This is a genomic window from Anaeromyxobacter diazotrophicus, from assembly GCF_013340205.1.
Taxonomy (GTDB): Bacteria; Myxococcota; Myxococcia; order Myxococcales; family Anaeromyxobacteraceae; genus Anaeromyxobacter_A; species Anaeromyxobacter_A diazotrophicus.
The window spans coordinates 308,330-324,627 of sequence record NZ_BJTG01000003.1 but is presented as its reverse complement, the minus strand read 5'-3'; the positions used below and the strand labels follow the sequence as shown (position 1 = coordinate 324,627).

14 protein-coding genes are annotated in these 16,298 nt (G+C 77.3%); 9 read left to right on the top strand and 5 right to left on the bottom strand.

The features are described from left to right. Window positions 1-99: 99 nt before the first annotated feature. From HWY08_RS07445 to HWY08_RS07425, 5 genes are all read left to right on the top strand, one after another. Window positions 100-3,351 carry an MXAN_5808 family serine peptidase gene (locus tag HWY08_RS07445; protein WP_176064221.1) on the top strand — a complete coding sequence of 1,084 codons (3,252 nt, stop codon included), beginning with the start codon at window positions 100-102 and terminating at the stop codon, window positions 3,349-3,351. A 66-nt stretch (window positions 3,352-3,417) separates the two neighbouring features. Continuing rightward, the gene (locus HWY08_RS07440; RefSeq protein ID WP_176064220.1) at window positions 3,418-6,186 is read left to right on the top strand and encodes a hypothetical protein; all 2,769 of its coding nucleotides are present in this window, start codon (window positions 3,418-3,420) and stop codon (window positions 6,184-6,186) included. Beyond that, the gene (locus tag HWY08_RS07435) at window positions 6,183-6,698 is read left to right on the top strand and encodes a hypothetical protein (protein WP_176064219.1); all 516 of its coding nucleotides are present in this window, start codon (window positions 6,183-6,185) and stop codon (window positions 6,696-6,698) included. Before HWY08_RS07440 ends, HWY08_RS07435 begins: the two co-directional genes overlap by 4 nt. 41 nt (window positions 6,699-6,739) lie before the next feature. Beyond that, on the top strand, window positions 6,740-7,441 hold the full coding sequence (queC, locus tag HWY08_RS07430) for a 7-cyano-7-deazaguanine synthase QueC (protein WP_176064218.1): 702 nt from the start codon (window positions 6,740-6,742) through the stop codon (window positions 7,439-7,441). A gap of 19 nt (window positions 7,442-7,460) precedes the next feature. After that, a complete protein-coding gene (locus tag HWY08_RS07425; protein WP_176064217.1) occupies window positions 7,461-7,742 on the top strand; it encodes a polyhydroxyalkanoic acid system family protein in 282 nt (93 codons plus the stop codon). A 34-nt stretch (window positions 7,743-7,776) separates the two neighbouring features. Here HWY08_RS07425 and HWY08_RS07420 read toward each other — a convergent pair whose 3' ends face one another. After that, entirely contained in the window at window positions 7,777-8,043 is a 267-nt protein-coding gene (locus HWY08_RS07420) for a hypothetical protein (RefSeq protein WP_235969509.1), read from the bottom strand. Window positions 8,044-8,343: 300 nt separating this feature from the next. On the opposite strand from HWY08_RS07420, the gene HWY08_RS07415 reads away from it, so the two are divergent. Together HWY08_RS07415 and HWY08_RS07410 are read left to right on the top strand one after the other, a co-directional pair. Beyond that, complete coding sequence (locus HWY08_RS07415; protein ID WP_235969508.1) at window positions 8,344-8,649, top strand: SPW repeat domain-containing protein; 306 nt, start codon at window positions 8,344-8,346, stop codon at window positions 8,647-8,649. After that, window positions 8,646-10,499: a type VI secretion system protein gene (locus tag HWY08_RS07410; protein WP_176064214.1), complete on the top strand. Its 1,854-nt coding sequence runs from the start codon at window positions 8,646-8,648 to the stop codon at window positions 10,497-10,499. Before HWY08_RS07415 ends, HWY08_RS07410 begins: the two co-directional genes overlap by 4 nt. 11 nt (window positions 10,500-10,510) lie before the next feature. Here HWY08_RS07410 and HWY08_RS07405 read toward each other — a convergent pair whose 3' ends face one another. The 4 genes from HWY08_RS07405 to HWY08_RS07390 all read right to left on the bottom strand — a co-directional run bounded on the left by HWY08_RS07405 (window position 10,511) and on the right by HWY08_RS07390 (window position 12,738). Continuing rightward, the gene (locus HWY08_RS07405; protein ID WP_176064213.1) at window positions 10,511-11,218 is read right to left on the bottom strand and encodes a pirin family protein; all 708 of its coding nucleotides are present in this window, start codon (window positions 11,216-11,218) and stop codon (window positions 10,511-10,513) included. A 224-nt stretch (window positions 11,219-11,442) separates the two neighbouring features. Continuing rightward, window positions 11,443-11,973: a hypothetical protein gene (locus HWY08_RS07400; RefSeq protein WP_176064212.1), complete on the bottom strand. Its 531-nt coding sequence runs from the start codon at window positions 11,971-11,973 to the stop codon at window positions 11,443-11,445. A gap of 43 nt (window positions 11,974-12,016) precedes the next feature. Next, window positions 12,017-12,211 carry a hypothetical protein gene (locus HWY08_RS07395; RefSeq protein ID WP_176063961.1) on the bottom strand — a complete coding sequence of 65 codons (195 nt, stop codon included), beginning with the start codon at window positions 12,209-12,211 and terminating at the stop codon, window positions 12,017-12,019. Between the two features lie 23 nt (window positions 12,212-12,234). Continuing rightward, a complete protein-coding gene (locus tag HWY08_RS07390) occupies window positions 12,235-12,738 on the bottom strand; it encodes a Fur family transcriptional regulator (protein WP_176064211.1) in 504 nt (167 codons plus the stop codon). Between the two features lie 123 nt (window positions 12,739-12,861). Between HWY08_RS07390 and dacB the strand changes: the two genes are divergently transcribed. After that, a complete protein-coding gene (gene dacB, locus HWY08_RS07385; protein WP_176064210.1) occupies window positions 12,862-15,123 on the top strand; it encodes a D-alanyl-D-alanine carboxypeptidase/D-alanyl-D-alanine endopeptidase in 2,262 nt (753 codons plus the stop codon). Between the two features lie 27 nt (window positions 15,124-15,150). Beyond that, entirely contained in the window at window positions 15,151-16,281 is a 1,131-nt protein-coding gene (locus HWY08_RS07380; protein ID WP_176064209.1) for a ketoacyl-ACP synthase III, read from the top strand. Window positions 16,282-16,298: the final 17 nt, after the last annotated feature.

Below are 16,298 nucleotides of genomic sequence, written 5' to 3'. Positions count from 1 at the left end.
CGCCTCACCTTGCGCCGCCCCCCTCCCCACCCTATGCTCGATCGGTCCGGGTCCGTCATTCAAGAACTCAGCCACGCAGCAGAAAGCCCACGGTCCTCCATGAACCGCCTCACCCGCCTGCTGGCGTCCCTCGCCGTCGCGGCCGCCGCGAGCGGCGGGATCGCCTACTTCGCCTACAGCCGGGCGAGCGCCGAGCCCCGCGGGCCGGTGCGCGTGGCGGCGCGGGATCCGCACCAGGCGGCGGCCCTGGCGCGCACGGGCGCCAGCGCGGACGAGGACCCCGACTACCCCCTCGATCAGCTGCCGGTCTTCTCGCGCGCCATCCACTACGTGGCCGAGAACTACGTCGACCCGAAGCGCGTCGACCCGAAGGCGATGGTGGTCGGGGCGCTCGACATGGTCGAGAAGACCGTGGCCGAGGTCATGGTCGAGGGCGACGCCAAGCAGGGGAAGCTCACCCTCACCGTGGGCGGCGCCAGCCGGCCGCTCGACCTCGGCGGCGTCGACAGCATCTACAAGGTGCGGGCCGTCATGGGCGAGGCGGTCACCTTCATCCAGCAGCACCTCGTCGCCCACAAGAACCTGCGCGAGATCGAGTACGCCGCCACGAACGGCATGCTCTCCACGCTCGACCCGCACTCGGTTCTGCTCGAGCCGAAGATGTTCCGGGAGATGCGGCTGCAGACGAAGGGCGAGTTCGGCGGCCTCGGGTTCGTCATCGCCATGCGCGACGGGAACCTCACCGTGGTGCGCGTCCTCAAGAACACGCCGGCACAGAAGGCGGGGATCAAGCCGAAGGACGTCATCACCAAGATCGGCGAGCAGTCCACCGTCAACATGGACCTGCAGGACGCCGTCGACCGGCTGCGCGGCAAGCCCGCGAGCCGGGTCGCCATCACCGTGCAGCGCAGCGCCTGGCCCGAGGCGCACCGCCTCGACCTGTCGCGCGAGGTGATCAGCGTCGAGACCGTGCCGCAGGCGAAGCTCCTCGCCGGCGGCGTCGGCTACGTGAAGCTGTCGCAGTTCTCGGCCAACACCACCCGCGACCTGCAGGCCGCCATCGCGCAGCAGCGGGCGCAGGCGGGCGGCGCGCTCAAGGGGCTCGTGCTCGACCTGCGCGGCAACCCCGGCGGCCTGCTCGAGCAGGCCATCAGCGTCTCCGACGTCTTCCTCTCCGAGGGCGTCATCGTGAAGACGGTCGGCGACGGCATGCGGATGCACGAGGTGAAGGAGGCGCACGCCGACCGCGACGACATGACCGGGCTGCCGCTGGTCGTCATCGTGAACAACAGCTCCGCCTCGGCCAGCGAGATCGTGGCGGGCGCGCTCAAGAACAACAACCGCGCGCTGGTCATCGGCCGCCAGACCTTCGGCAAGGGCTCGGTGCAGGTCCTGTACGACTTCTCCGATCCGGCCCGGCCGACCGAGGAGTCGGCGCTCAAGCTCACCATCGCGCAGTACCTCACCCCGGGCGACCTCTCCATCCAGGAGGTCGGGGTCTCGCCGGACGTGCTCCTCCTGCCCGGCCGGGCGCTCAAGGACGCGATCAACTACTTCGCGCCGGCGCGCTCGATGGGCGAGGTGGACCTCGACAAGCACTTCGCGAACCCCTCCGACGCCACCGCCTCCCAGGCCGAGGCGCAGAAGCGGGCGGAGGAGCGGCGCGCCAGCGCCGAGAAGTCGGCGCTCGAGCTCCGCTACCTGCTCGACGAGAAGGAGGACCTGCTCGCCAAGGCGATGAAGGCCGACGAGAAGCGGGAGGCGGCCGCGCGCGCCCACGGCGAGGCGGCGGGCGCCGAGGAGCTCACCCCCGAGCAGCAGGAGGACGAGGACCTCGACGCGAACCCGGACGAGGTGAAGGAGGACTACCAGATCCGCTTCGCCCGCGACCTGCTGGCGCGCGCCCCCTTCGCCGACCGGCCGCGGCTGCTCGCCGCCGCCAAGGGCTTCGTGGCCGAGCGGCGCGCCGAGGAGGACGGGCGCCTGGTCCAGAAGCTCGGCGCCCTGGGCGTCGACTGGACCGCCGGCGCCGCGCCCGGCGCCGCGCGCCCGGTGGTCTCGGTGTCGCCGCCGCCCGGCAAGACCATCGCCGCCGGCGAGACGCTGCCCTGGACGGTCACGGTGGAGAACAAGGGCGATGGCCCGCTCCGGCGGCTGCGCGCCTGGACCCTGGTCGACAAGTGGCCGCTGCTCGACCGGCGCGAGTTCGTCTTCGGGCTGGTGAAGCCGGGCGAGAAGCGGACCTGGACCGTGCCGGTGAAGCTGCCGGCCGGCCTCGACAGCCGCCACGACGAGGTGAAGCTGCACTTCGAGGACGAGGGCGGCCGGGCGCCGCCGGACGCGCTGACCGCGGTCGACGTGGTGGAGAACCCCAAGCCCGCCTTCGCGTTCTCGACCCAGATCGACGACGAGGCCCTCGGCAACGGCGACGGGCTCGTCCAGCGCGGCGAGGAGGTCACGCTGCGCGTCGACGTGCGGAACGAGGGCCAGGGCGCCGCGGGCGACAAGACCTACGTCTCGCTCAAGAACCTGGGCGACGAGAAGGTGTTCATCAAGAAGGGCCGGGTGGTGGTGGGGAAGCTCGCGCCGGGCGAGGTGAAGACCGCGCTCCTGCAGCTCGAGGTGAAGAAGGGCCTCAAGCCCGACACCATGCCGCTCCGGCTCATGATCGTGGACGAGAAGCTCGACGAGTTCGTCTCGGAGCGGCTCGAGATCCCGGTCGCCGCCGAGGGCAAGGCGCGCGTCGCGGCCAGCGGCGCGGTCCGCGTGACCACCGCCCAGGCGGCGCTCCGCGCCGGGGCCGCGGCCTCCGCGCCGCCCATCGCCGTCGCGAAGAAGGGCGCGCTCCTGGCCGTCACCGGCAAGGTGGGCGACTTCTACCGGGTGGAGTGGCAGAAGGGCCGCGCCGCCTTCGCGCAGGCGCGCGACGTCGAGGCCGCGCCGGGCGCGAGGCCGGGCGCCGCCACCGCGGCGACCGAGGTGTTCCAGCGCGAGCCCCCGCGCATCGCGCTCGCCCCCGCCTCCGGCGGCGGTGCGCCGGTGGTGACGGGCGACAGGCTGCACCTCACCGGCACCGCCTCGGTCTCGCCGGGCGCCGCGGGGCTGCAGAACAAGCTGCGCGACGTCTTCGTCTTCGCGAACGAGCAGAAGGTGTTCTTCAAGGTCGTCCCGGAGGCGGGCGCCTCCGACCGCATGGACTTCGCCACCGACGTGCCGCTCAAGCCGGGCAACAACGTGGTCACCGTCTTCGCCCGCGAGGACGACGAGTTCCAGAGCCGGCGCACCTTCTACGTCTACCGCCGCGGCACGGCCGAGATGGCGCAGCAGCAGGCGGGCGGGCCCGCCCGCTAGCGGGCCCGCCGCGGCCGGCACGCCCGCCTCCGCCCCCGCGCGCGGGGGCGGTAGGATGTGCGCCCGATGGCGGAGCTGCCCACCCCGAACGACGCGCCGGCGCACGCCAGCGGGCTCGAGCTGCGGCTCGAGCGCGGCGGGGCGTACGTGGCGCTGCCGGCGGGCGCGCTGGCGCCCGGGCTGGAGCTGGTCGCGCTCGCGCTGGAGGTGCCGGGGGTGCGGCTCCCCTTCGACGTCTCCGCCGGCGCCGCGCAGTTCCACGGGCGGCTCTGCGAGCTCGATCGGGCGGAGGTCGCGGCGCGGCCGGAGGCGCTCTCGGCGGCGGTGGCGCCGCTCGCGGAGCCGGGGAGCGGCCTCGCCCGGCTGGACCTGGCGCCGCGCGCCGGGTTCCTGGAGGCGGCCGGCGCGCTCGCCGACGGCACCCCCTTCACGCTCAAGGCGGCGCTGCTCGCGGAGGAGGGCGGCGCCCGCCTCCTCCTGCGGCTGCACGCGCCGCGCCTGTACGCGCCCTCTCGCGTGCCCGCCGCCCGGCTCCCGGCGCTGGTCGCGCGCGCGCTCCGGGGCCTCGCCGACGGCGAGCCCGAGGGCGGCGCCCTGCGCCTCGACCCGCTGCCGGCGCTGCTCCGGCGCACGCTGCCGGGGCGCGGCTTCAAGCTGCCGCGCGCGGCGGCGGCGCGGCTGGCGCGGGCCGAGGTCGAGGCCGGCGGCGTCCGGCTGGTCTGGGATCGCGCCGCCGCGGCCCCCGCGCCGGCCGACCCCGACCTCCTCCTCGAGCTCGAGGGTGCGCGGGTCTTCGCGGACGCGGAGCGGCTCCTCGCCGCCGGCGATCTCGGCGGCGCGCTCGCTGCCTACCGCGCCCTCGACCGCGCCCAGGCCGCCCACCCCTTCGCCTCCGCCCGGCTGGTCTCGCTCCTCGCGCTGGACCCCTCCCACGGCGCCGAGGCCCTCGCCGCCGCCACCGCCGCGGTGGCGCGCCGCCCGGACGACGCGGGCGCCCTGGCCGCGCTGGCGCAGGTCCGCGCCGGGCGGGGCGAGCCCGCCGCCGCCTCGCAGGCGCTCGCCGCCGCCGCCGCGGCCGCCGCCCGCCACGGCGAGGAGAGCTCGGCGCTCGCCGCCGCCGAGGCGTGCCTCGCGCTCGGACCGGCCGCCGAGCCCGCGGCGCTGGCGAGGGCCGCCGAGCTCGCGCTCGGGCTCCGCAAGGACCACCTCGCGGCGCTGCGCGCGCTGGTCGCGCTGGGCGAGCGGGGCGAGGACCGCGAGGCGCTCCTGCGCGCCTGCCGGCGGCTCGCCGCCTACGCCCCGGACACGGAGGAGAAGGCGGCCGCGCACGCGCGCCTGGGCCGCCTCCTCGCCGCGGACCTCCCCGCGGCGCGGCTCCACCTCGACCACGCGGCGCGGCTGGCGCGCGCGCCCGAGACCTTGCGCGCCCTCGCCCGCACCTGCGACGAGGCGGGCGAGCACCTCCGCGCCGTGCGGGCGCTGGACCGGCTCCGCGACGAGGCGCTCGCCCGGGGCGAGACCGCGCTCGCGGCGGAGGCGGAGGAAGAGGCCGCGGTGAGCTGGGAGAAGGCGGGCCAGCCGGAGAACGCCGCGCTGCGGCGGGAGGAGGCGGCGCGCTTGCGGCGCGCGGCGCTGCCCCCTCTCCCTGCCCTCTCCCCCGAGGGGGGAGAGGGTGATTCACAGGTGGTCATACCGCCCGGCGCCCCTGGAGCTCCCGCGACGCCCGCCACCCCAGCCGCCCCCGCGCACGGGGTATCGTCTCCCTCGCCCCGCGAAGCGGGTGGAGGGGCCTCTCCCACCCCGCCCGCCCCCGCCGCCGCTCCCCTCCCCCCCGCGCTCTCCGAGGCCCTCGCCGCGGCGCGCGCCGCCCCGCTCGACCCCGCCGCCCTCGCGCCGCTCGCGCGCCACGCCGCCTCGGCGGCGCCGTGGAGGGCACCCGCCGAGCGGCGCCGGCTCGAGCTGCTCGCCCGGACCGCCGCCGCGCTGGGCGCCTTCGCCGAGGGGATCCCGCTCGCCGACGAGGACGCCTCCCCCCGCGAGCCCCCGCCCGCGCTGCGCGCCGCGGTGGCGCACCCTTCCTCGCGCGGCGCGCTCCCGCGCCTGCTCGCGCTGCTCGCCCCGGCGCTCGAGCCGCTCTACCAGTCCGGCCTCGCCCACCGCGGCGTGGGGCCGGCCGACGCGCTCGGCCCGGCGCACGCCCCCGAGCTGCTGGCGCTGCTCGCCGCCGCCCGCCGCGCCCTCGGCGCCCGCGCCTGCGCCGCGTACCTGCGCGGCGAGGGCGGCCTGGAGGTGCAGCTCGAGAACACCCAGCCGCCCTCGCTCGTGCTCGGCCGCGAGCTCGCGCGGGCGCCGGCCCCGGCGGCGCGCTTCCTCCTCGCCCGGGGGCTCGCGCTCGTCGACCTGGGCTGGGCCCTCGCCGGGCGGCTCGGGCCGGAGGCGCGCGGGCTCCTGTGCGAGCTCGCCTGCCGCTTCGCCGGCGGCGCGTTGGCCGCGCCCGCGATCCCGGCCGCGCGGGCCGAGGCGCTCCTCGCCGCGCTCACCCGCACCGTCCCGGCGGCGATCCGCTCCGAGGCGGCGGCGCTCGGCGCGGCGGCCTCGGCCGAGCTGGCGGTGACGCCCCAGCCCCAGCTCGCCGCCGCCGCCCGGCGGACCGCCTCCCGGCTGGCGCTGCTCCACGCGGGCGCCCCCGGCGCCGCGCTGGCGGCGCTGGTCGAGAGCGAGCGCCCGCTGCGGGAGCGGCCGCGGCCCGAGGCCCTCGCCCACGGCGACGTGCGCGACCTCGCCGCGTTCGCGCTCACCGACGTCTGGCTCGACTTCCGCGCGGAGGGGCCGTGAGCGCGCCCCGCGCCGCGAGGGCGCTGGGCCTCGCGCTGGCGGCGGCGCTCGCCGGCTGCGAGGCGCGGGCGCACCCCCCCGCCTGCCCCGGCGCGCCGGTCGCCACCCTCGTCTTCAGCGGCCAGGCCGACAAGGCCGACGGCGGGATCTGCCCGAGCGTCGACGGGGGCCTCGCCTTCACGGGGACCCTCTCCTACACCGACACGCAGGCCTACCTGTGCCTCGACCGCCTGGAGTCGGCCCCGCTCGCCGGCGACCGCGAGGGCGACCACCTGACGCTGAAGGCCCCGCCGGCGCCGGCGACGCTGGACGCCTGCGGGTGCCCGCTCACGGTGGTCGAGACGCTCGAGGGCGACCTGCTCCGGAGCGACGGCGGGGTCACCGGCTTCTCGGGCCAGCTCTCCGACGACCTCGCGCCGCCCGACGGCGGCACGGCGGGGTGCGAGAAGGACGGCGGGACCGCCTGCGGGGTGCCCTGCACCGCGCGCTGGACCGTCACCGGCGCGCCCTGACCCGCTTGCCGCAGGGGGGCGGTTCGTGGAGGATGCGCCGCATGGCGAAGCGGAAGCGCGCCGCGCCGCGCGCGGTGGTCCTCCTCTCCGGAGGCCTCGACTCGAGCACCTGCCTCGCCGTCGCTCGCCGCGACGGCTTCGAGGCGCACGCGCTGTCCGTGAACTACGGGCAGCGCCACCGCACCGAGCTCGACCGGGCGCGCCGGGTGGCGCGGGCGCTGGGGGCGGCCGACCACCGGGTGGTCAGGGTCGACCTGTCGGCGTTCGGGGGCTCGGCGCTCACCGACGCCGGCGTCGCCGTGCCGAAGGACCGGCCGGCGCGCGCCATGGGGCGGGGCATCCCGGTCACCTACGTGCCGGCGCGCAACACCGTCCTGCTCGCGCTGGCGCTCGCGCACGCCGAGACGCTCGGCGCGAGCGACATCTACGTCGGCGTGAACGCCATCGACTACTCGGGCTACCCGGACTGCCGCCCCGCCTTCATCCGCGCCTTCGAGCGGCTGGCGCGCGTCGCCACCAAGGCGGGCGTCGAGGGCCGGCCGCTCCACGTCCGCGCCCCCCTCCTGCGGCTCTCGAAGGCCGGGATCGTCCGGCTCGGGACCGCGCTCGGGGTGCCCTACCGGCTGACCCTCTCGTGCTACGACCCCGTCCGAGGCCGCGCCTGCGGGCGCTGCGACGCCTGCGAGCTGCGGCGGAAGGGGTTTGCCGAGGCGGGAGTCCCGGATCCTACCGTGTACGTCTGAAGTCGGAGGTCACCAAGGAATGCCGCAGATCAAGCGAGAGTACCCGGGCAAGGACGCCCAGCAGATCTACGAGAAGGTCGACGAGGTGATGGAGCGCCTCACGGCCAAGATGGGGCTCAAGTACGACCGCGACCCCGCCGCGAAGACCGGCAAGGTCTCGAAGATGGGGATCTCCGGCGTCTACGCGGCCGGCGACGGGCACGTCACCATCGACCTGCACTTCCCCATGCTCGTCCCCGGCGCGATGAAGAAGCAGGTGCAGGAGGACATCGAGCGGCGCCTGGACGGGCTGTTCGCGTGACGCCGCTGGACGGGGGCGGGGCCGCCCGCCCGTCCTAATCCAGCTGCACGACGACGGCGCCGGCGCGCGTGTTCATCCGCTCGACGGCGGCGTACAGCGCCGAGAGCGGCGAGTCGCCTTCGCCAGTCGCTGAGCGCGGCGCGGCGGCGCGGCGGCGGTGGGCGCTGGGGCCGGCCACGATGCGGGCCGAGGCGCGCCCCGAGAGGGCGTCGGGCCAGACCCGAACCTGCATCCCGGCCCGGTAGAGGGCCATGAGCGCGCGGCCCATCTCCGTCGCGACTCGCTCGTCCGATGTCGTCATGTGCGTCCGTCGTCGCGTTGCGGCCGAGGGTCGACCAGATGGGGGCATGCTAGCGACGTCCTCTGACAGGGCCAGTTTTCGACTCCTGGCCCGTAGCGAGGGCCGATCGTACAGGACGCCAGGCGCGGGAGAGCCCTCCCCCAGGGAGCGCCCCCCGGCGGGGCCCTCGGAGGGGGGCGCGCACGCTCCGCCGCGCTCCGGGCGACCGCCCCGGCGGGGGCCGGCGGGCGGCGTACCTTGACGGTGCGCGCGCCCCGGCCCACCGTGGAGGTGATGCGCGCACGCTGGGCTACCTTCGCGGTGGGACTCTGGCTCATGCTGGCGCCGCTCGTCCTCGGCTACCCCACCGTCGCGGCCGTGCTGCACGACGTCGCGCTGGGCCTCCTCGTCAGCGTCGGCACGCTCGCCGCGCTGGAGTGGCCGCTGGTGCGGTTCGCGCTGGCCGCGCCGGCGATCTGGCTGCTCGCGGCGGCCGACGCGCTGGGCTTCGGCTCGCGCACGGTCACCGCCAACGAGCTCGCCTCCGGGGTCGCCGTGCTGCTGCTCGCGCTGGTGCCGAGCGGCAAGGTCGCCGAGGCGCGGCATCCCGCTAAGATGGCGGCGTGACGTCCGTCGCGCGCGCCCTGGCGGCGCTCCTGCCCCTCGCGCCCGAGGCGCGCCTCAGCGCCGCCGCGCGCCGGCTCGCCGGCAGGCCCGGCGGTCCCCTGGCGAGCTTCGCCGTCGGCAGCGAGCTCGACCCCGCCCCCGCGCGGCTCGACGGCCGGCTCCTGGAGGCCATCGCGCGCGGCGCGCTCGACGGCGCGCGCGGGGCGGTGTTCACCGAGGCGGCCGAGGCGCGGCTGCTGGCGGCGCTGGGGCTCGCGCGCGTGGCCGCGCGCCGCGGCTGCGCCGAGGACGAGGCGGTGCTGGCGCTGCTCGGCGCGGCGCCCGCGCCCGCGCGGCTCCGGCGCGCCCTCGACGGCGCGCGCGTCCTCGACCCGGCCTGCGGCGGCGGCGCGCTCCTCGTGGCGGCGCTCCAGGTCGCGCGCCGCTGCGGGGCCGAGCCGCGCCTCCTCGGCCTCGACGTGGCGCCGCTCGCGGCCGGCGCGGCGGAGGCGCGCCTGCGGCTCCTCGGCGCCCGCGCCGACCTCGCCTGCGGCGACGCGACCCGGCGCGCGTGGCCCGCGGCGGACCTCGTCCTCATGAACCCGCCCTTCCTCCGCCACGAGGCGCTCGCCGCGGCCGACAAGGCTCGCGCGGCGCGAGCGAGCGGGCTCTCCCGGCAGGCCGACCTGTCGGCGCACTTCGCCGCCCTGGCGCTGCGCCACGCCGCGGACGTGGCGCTCGTGTGGCCGCGCGCGCTCGACACCGCGCGGTCCGCGGCGCCGCTGCGGGCGGACGGCGCGGCGCGCGGCGGGTTCGCCTGGCGGCTCCGCTCCCGCGCCGCGGGCAGCTTCGCCGCCTCGGTCGACACGGCGCTCGCGGTCTGGTCGGAGGGGCACCTGGGCCGCGCGGCCGCCGAGGCCTCCGTCCCGCTCGCCGCGCTGGGCGCGGAGGAGCTGGCGGCGCTGGCGCGCGGGGCGGGCAGCGCGCGGCTCCGGCCGCTTCGCGCCGCGCGCGCCGCCGCCGCCGGCGCGGGCGCGCTGGGCGACGCGTGCCGGGTGCGCTTCGGCATGAAGTCGGGCTGCAACGCCTTCTTCCACCTCGTCCCCCGGGGCGGCGGCCGCTTCGAGAGCGCGCTCGCCGGGGAGCTGGCGCTCGCGCCGGGCGACGCGCAGCCCATCCTCGCCTCGCTGCGGGAGGCGGCCGCCCCGGAGCAGGTCGCGCCGCGGCGCGCGCTCTTCCGCCCGGCCGAGCTCGGCCCCGCGGCGCGCGCCTACGTCGCGCTCGGCGAGGCGCGCGGCGTCGCCGCCCGCCCCACCTGCGCCGGGCGCTCGCCGTGGTGGCGCGTGGCGCCGGGCCGGACCCCGGCCCCGGTGCTCTACCCAGCCAAGGTGGGCGCGCGCGCCTTCGCGGTGCTGAACGAGGGCGGGCTGTGGGAGGACAAGAAGTGGCACGCCCTCTTCCCCGGCCCGGACCAGGAGCCGTGGCTGGTCGCGCTGGCGCTCTCGTCGACGCCGCTGCGGCTCGCCGTGGACCGCGCCGCGCGGCAGCTCACCGGGATGCAGGCCATCGCCGACGTCGACTGCGGGGTGCTGGCCGGGGCGCCGTTCCCGCGCCCGGCGGCGCTCGCCGCCCGCCGCGGCGCGCTCGAGGCGTGCCGGGCGGCGCTGGCGCGCGACCCGGTCACGACCGACCTCCGCGCGATGCTGGCGCGGCCGGCGCAGCGCGAGCTCGACGGCCTCGTCGGCGACGCGCTCGGGCTCGCCCCGCGCGAGGTGGAGGCCGGCCGGCGCGAGCTCCTGGCGCGGGTCGAGGCGCGGCTCGCGCACGCCGCGCAGGTGCGGGCCGCGGTGGCCGCGGGCGGCCGGCGCTAGCCCGACCCGCCTCACGGCGCGAGGTCGAAGACGAGCACCTCCGCCGGCGCGGCGCCGCGGCCGGCCAGCTCGACCGCCGCCTCGCCCGTCAGCGCGGCGCCGTCCCCGGCCCGGAGCGCCTGCCCGTTCACGGACAGCTCCCCGCGCGCGAGCTGCACCCAGGCCTGCCGCCCCTCCGCGAGCGGGAGCCGGGCCTGCTCGCCCTCCGCCAGCAGGCCGGCGTACATGCGGGCGTCCTGGTGGATGGTGAGCGAGCCCTCGGCGCCGTCCGGCGAGGCGACGAGGCGCAGCCGGCCCCGGCGCTCCGCCTCGGGGAACGCCTTCTGCTCGTAGGACGGCGTGTGGCCGGCGCGGTCGGGCAGGATCCAGATCTGCAGGAAGTGCACGGGGCGCTCGCGCGACGGGTTCTGCTCGCTGTGCCGCACGCCGGTGCCGGCGCTCATGCGCTGCACCTCGCCCGGCCGGATGACGGAGCCCGTGCCCATGGAGTCGCGGTGCGAGAGCTCGCCCTCGAGCACGTAGGAGATGATCTCCATGTCGCGGTGCCCGTGCGTGCCGAAGCCCTGGCCCGGCTCCACCCGGTCCTCGTTGATGACGCGGAGGTCGCTGAACCCCATGTGCGCCGGGTCGTGGTAGTCGGCGAAGGAGAAGGTGTGGCGGCTGTCGAGCCAGCCGTGCTCCGCGTGCCCGCGCTCGTCGGCGCGGCGGACGGTGATCATGTGTGCCTCCGGGGTGTGCCGGGAACGTAAGGAGCACCCCTGGAGTGTAAAGAGACACCCATGTGGCCTGGCGGAGTGGCCCCGCCTCGCTGGGCTAGCGAAGCGGGAGCGGCCGACTTCAGGCAGAGGCTCCGCGCGGGCTGGCACCAAGGACGGCCGCGCCGTGCGCCCAGCGGCGGGGGACGAGCCCCCGCCCTACGGGATCGACCAAGCGAGCCTGGCCCTCAGACGGCGCTCGTGAAGCGCTCCCGCGCCGCGAGCGTGAGCCCTGACACGCCGGCCGGCGCCGGGCCGGCCCAGTGGAACTCGGGCGCGGGGCCGAGGACGAGCTGCCGCTGCCACAGCTCGGTGCCGGGCGGGAGCCGCGCCAGGAAGTCGCCGTAGCTCACGCCGGACGGCTTCGCGAGCCAGGTCGCGCGGTCGTCCGCGCGCTTCCCCTCGGCGAGCCGCCGGTAGACCCCGCCCGCGCCGCCGGCCGCGCGGCGCGCCGCTGCGTCGTGGGGCGCGCGGCGCGCGCCGGCGATGGCGGCCTCGTTGAGCGCGCCCAGCGCCGCGAAGTCGTCGACGAGGTACCAGTCCTCGAACGCGCGCTCCGCGCCGCACCAGGGCGCTCCCTCGACGGCGACGACGCGCGAGCCGCGGAAGCCGGGCGGCGGCGCGCGCTGCAGGGCCTGGTGAAACGCCGCGAGGGCTTGCAGGTACTCCTCTTCGGAGACGGCGGCGAGCGGCCAGTGCCAGAAGACGTAGGCGAGCATGGAGGCCTCGTAGCGGCTGGAGGCCAGGCGCGCAGCCCGCCAGCTAGCTCTTCTCGATGGGGATGTTCCAGACGCGCTTGCAGCGGCGGCACTTCAGCTCGACGGCCGGCCCCACGATCCGCGCCAGCAGGCTTCCGCAGCCGCAGCGGAGCTCGTCGCCCTGGCAGCAGGGGGTCGCCGGTTCGTCGCTGAAACGGATCGCGCCGCTGCTGTCGGCGGCGTGGCGCGAAGCGCCCACCTCGTCTCCCCTGAGACGCGTTCTCATTTCGTGTCGCCCTTCCGGCAATCGGCGCAGCGGCCGAACAGCTGATGCAGATGCCCCTCGAGGGTGAACCCGTATCGAGCGGCCAGCTCGCGCTGGAGCACCTCGATCGCCTCGTACTCGAACTCCACCACCTTGCCGCAGCCCTGGCACACGAGGTGGTCGTGGTGCTCGCGCCCCACCGCCCGCTCGTAGGTCCGCTCGTCGGCGGTGAGCACGGCCGAGGCCAGGATGCCGGCCTCCGTCAGCAGCGGCAGCGCCCGGTAGACGGTCGCCTTCGACGCGGCGAGCCCGCGCGACCGCAGGTCGGCCACCAGCGCCTCGACGGTGAAATGCCCGGCGCGGCGCAGGACGGCCTCGACGATGGCCCGGCGCGCGGCGGTGAGCCGGAGGCCGCGGGCGGCCAGCAGGCCCTCGAAGCGGCCGAGCGCCGCCGCGAGCAGCGGCTCCTGTCCGCTCGCGTCGGCCGGAGCGGCGCCGTTCTTATCGAGACTGAGACTCATTCTCAGCAGACGCTACCCGGCCGCCGGCGGATTGTCAAAGCCGCTGAAATAGGGCCGGAGCGGCAGAGGTTTTCGCGGGTGGCCGCCCTGCCCCTAAACTCGGGGCCGCCAGGCTCCCCGCTCATGACCACCCCGCTCTCTCTCCGCGCCGCCACGGCGGCGCTCGCCCTCGCGCTCGCGCCCCTGCCGGTCCACCCCGCCCCGGCCGAGCCGGAGCACGCCGCCGCCCCCGCCGATCGCAAGCGCGCGCTCGACCAGGCCATCGACGAGATCGTCGCCCGCACCCCGCTGCGCGCCGCCCGCGCCAGCATCGTGGTCGCCTCGCTCGACTCGGGCGAGGTGCTCTACGCGCGCGACCCGGACGCGCTGCTCAACCCCGCCTCGAACGTGAAGCTCTTCACGAGCGCGGCCGCGCTGGCGCGCCTCGGCCCCGAGTACCGCTTCGACACCGAGGTCTACGCCGACGGCGCGCCGTCCGGCGGCGCGGTGAAGGCGCTGTGGGTGAAGGGCAAGGGCGACCCGACCTTCGTGACCGAGCGGCTGTGGGCGCTCGCCGGCGACATCGCCCACCGCGGCGTGAAGGTGGTGCGGGGCGACCTCCTCGTCGACGACGCCTTCTTCGACGGGCAGCGCGAGGGGCCGGGCTACGACCAGGAGCGGGGCGACCGCTCCTACCTGGCGCCGGTGGGCGCGCTCTCGCTCAACTTCAACGTGGTCGCGATCCACGTCGCGCCGGGCGCGCGCGCGGGCGACCGCGGCCGGGTCGAGCTGGAGCCGGCCAGCGACTACCTCGAGGTCGAGAACCGCACGCGGACGGTGCGCTCGAACGGCCGGCGGCGGGTGACGCCGTCCTCGGTGCGCCTCCCCAGCGGGCGCCAGCGCATCGTCGTGGACGCTCGGCTGCCGGCCGGAAGCCGCGACCAGGTCTTCTACCGGAAGATCGACGACCCGCCGCTCTACTTCGGCCACACCCTCAAGCGGCTGCTCGAGCTGCGAGGGGTGCGGGTGACCGGCCAGGTGCGGCGCGCGCCCGTGCCCCCCTCGGCGCGGCTGCTCCTGGTGGCGCAGTCGGAGGCGCTCGGCGAGGTGGTCCGCAAGCTCGACAAGACCTCCAACAACTTCGTGGCGGAGCAGCTCCTCAAGACGCTGGGCGCGGAGAAGAAGGGCCTCCCCGGCACCTGGCCCAAGGGCGTCGAGGCGGTCGAGGACTTCCTGGCCGAAGCCGGCCTGCCGCGCGGCAGCTACGTCATGAAGAACGGCTCGGGCCTCAACGACTCGAACCGCTTCAGCGCGCGCCAGACGGTGACGCTGCTGCGCGAGGTGTGGCGGCGCTTCCCCATCATGGCCGACTTCCTGGCGGCGCTGCCGGTGGCCGGCAAGGACGGCACCACCCGCTGGCGCATGGAGTCGACCGACGGCCGGCTGCGGGCCAAGACCGGCACGCTCGAGAACGTGACCAGCCTCTCCGGCTTCGTCGAGACGGCTGCGCGCGAGCGGCTCGTCTTCTCGATCCTGGTGAACGACTTCCCCGGCCGCGCCCACCTGACCATCCGCGCCATCGACGCGGTGGGGAGCGCGCTCGCCGCCGCCGGCGGCCAGCCCGCCGACCTCGGCGCCGCGGTCGCCTCGGCCACCCCGCGCAGCGCGGCCCCGCGCGACGAGGCCGCCGCCGACGTGAAGGCGCACCTCGCCACCTACTACCAGCTCGGCCGCTCCGGCGACCCGCGCAACGTCGCCTTCCTGCGCACCGCCCTCGAGACCGAGGGCGACCCGGCGCTGCGCGTCGCAGCCGCCGAGGCGGTCTACCTCTCCGAGCCGGACTCCGAGTCGGGCCGGCGCGCCTTCCTCGACGGCGTGGCCGCCGAGGGCGCCGCCAGCTTCGAGCGCCTGCGCGCGCTCGGCGCCGAGCTCGAGTCGCCGGCGCCGGTGCTGGGCTCCCTGGCGGACCTGGCGGCGGAGGGCGAGAAGGAGGCGCTGGCGCGGCTGGTCGAGCTCACGCCCGCGGCCGCCGCCGACCCGGCGCTCTCGGACCGCATGGGCGAGCTGTGGGAGGACGTGGCCCGCAACGCGCCGGACGAGGTGGTGCGCGCGCTCCAGGCCGCGCCCGACCCCGCCGCCGGCGCCTCGCTCGCCGCCATCGCCCGCGGCGTCGCGCGCGCGCAGGAGGCGCAGCACCCCCTGCCGGACGCGATCCGGCGGGCGCAGGCGGATCCCGACCCCGCGGTGGCCGCCTACGCGCGGGCGCTCGGCCCCCGCCTCGACGAGCAGCTCGCCGCGGCGCGCGCCGTGCTCCAGGCCGGCCCGGCCCCGGTCATGGGGCCGGCGGCGAAGCCCGGCACCCCGGCGCCGCCGCCGGCGCCGGCGCCGGGGCGAGACGACGGGTAGGGACCGGTCACCACCGCTGGAGGTCGCATGACGCATGCCGCCATCACCGGCTGGGGGAAGTGCCTTCCCCCCGCCGTCCTCACCAACGCCGACCTCGCCACCTTCCTCGACACCACCGACGAGTGGATCGTGAGCCGGACCGGCATCCGCGAGCGGCGCGTCTCGCACGTGCCGCTCGGCGACCTGGCCGCGGTGGCGGGCGCGCGCGCGCTCGCCTGCGCCGGGCTCCCGGCGGCCGAGCTCGACCTGGTGGTGCTCGGCAGCACGCTGCCCGACCAGCTGGCGCCGAACACCGCCTCGGGCGTGGCGCGGCAGCTCGGCGCGGCGAACGCCGGCTGCATGGACCTCAACACCGCCTGCACGAGCTTCCTCTACGGCCTGTCCACCGCCACCGCGCTCCTCCGCACCGGCGTGGCGCGCACCGCGCTCGTCATCGGGGCCGAGGTGCCGACGGCGTTCCTCGACTGGGAGGACCGCAACACCGCCGTGCTGTTCGGCGACGGCTGCGGGGCGGTGGTGCTGCAGGCGAGCCCGCGCGAGGAGGGGGTGCTGGCGGAGCGGCTCGGCTGCTACGCGGACGCCCGCGACACCCTCGACATCCGCGGGGTCGGCGGCCGCTTCGCCAACCGCGGCCTGCCGCTCGGGTACACCCGCTGGGCGTTCGACGGCCAGGAGATCTTCCGGCGGGCGGTGGTGGGCATGGCGCAGGCGAGCGGCGAGGCGCTGGCGCGCTGCGGCCTCGGCGCCGGCGACGTGGACCTGTGCGTGCCGCACCAGGCGAACCGGCGCATCATCGACGCGGTGGCGAAGCGGGCCGGGCTCCCCGCCGAGCGGGTCTTCGTGAACGTGGACCGCTACGGCAACATGTCGGCCGCGACCGTCCCGGTGGCGCTGGTCGAGGCGCTGGAGCAGGGGCGCGTCGCGCCGGGCGCCACGCTGCTCCTGCCCGCCTTCGGCGCCGGGCTCACCTGGTGCGCCCACGTCGTGCGCTGGGGCGACCGCACGGCGCCGCTCGAGACCTCGGGCGCGGAGCTGCCCCCCTGCGACCGCAGCGCGCTCGAGCTGGTGGAGGAGCTCCGGGCGCGCCGGGCGCGCTACCACGGGGCGGCGCGGCCCTTCATCGAGGAGGCGGCGCCGCTCCTCGCGCCGCGCGCCTGACCGGGCGGTGCGCCCGC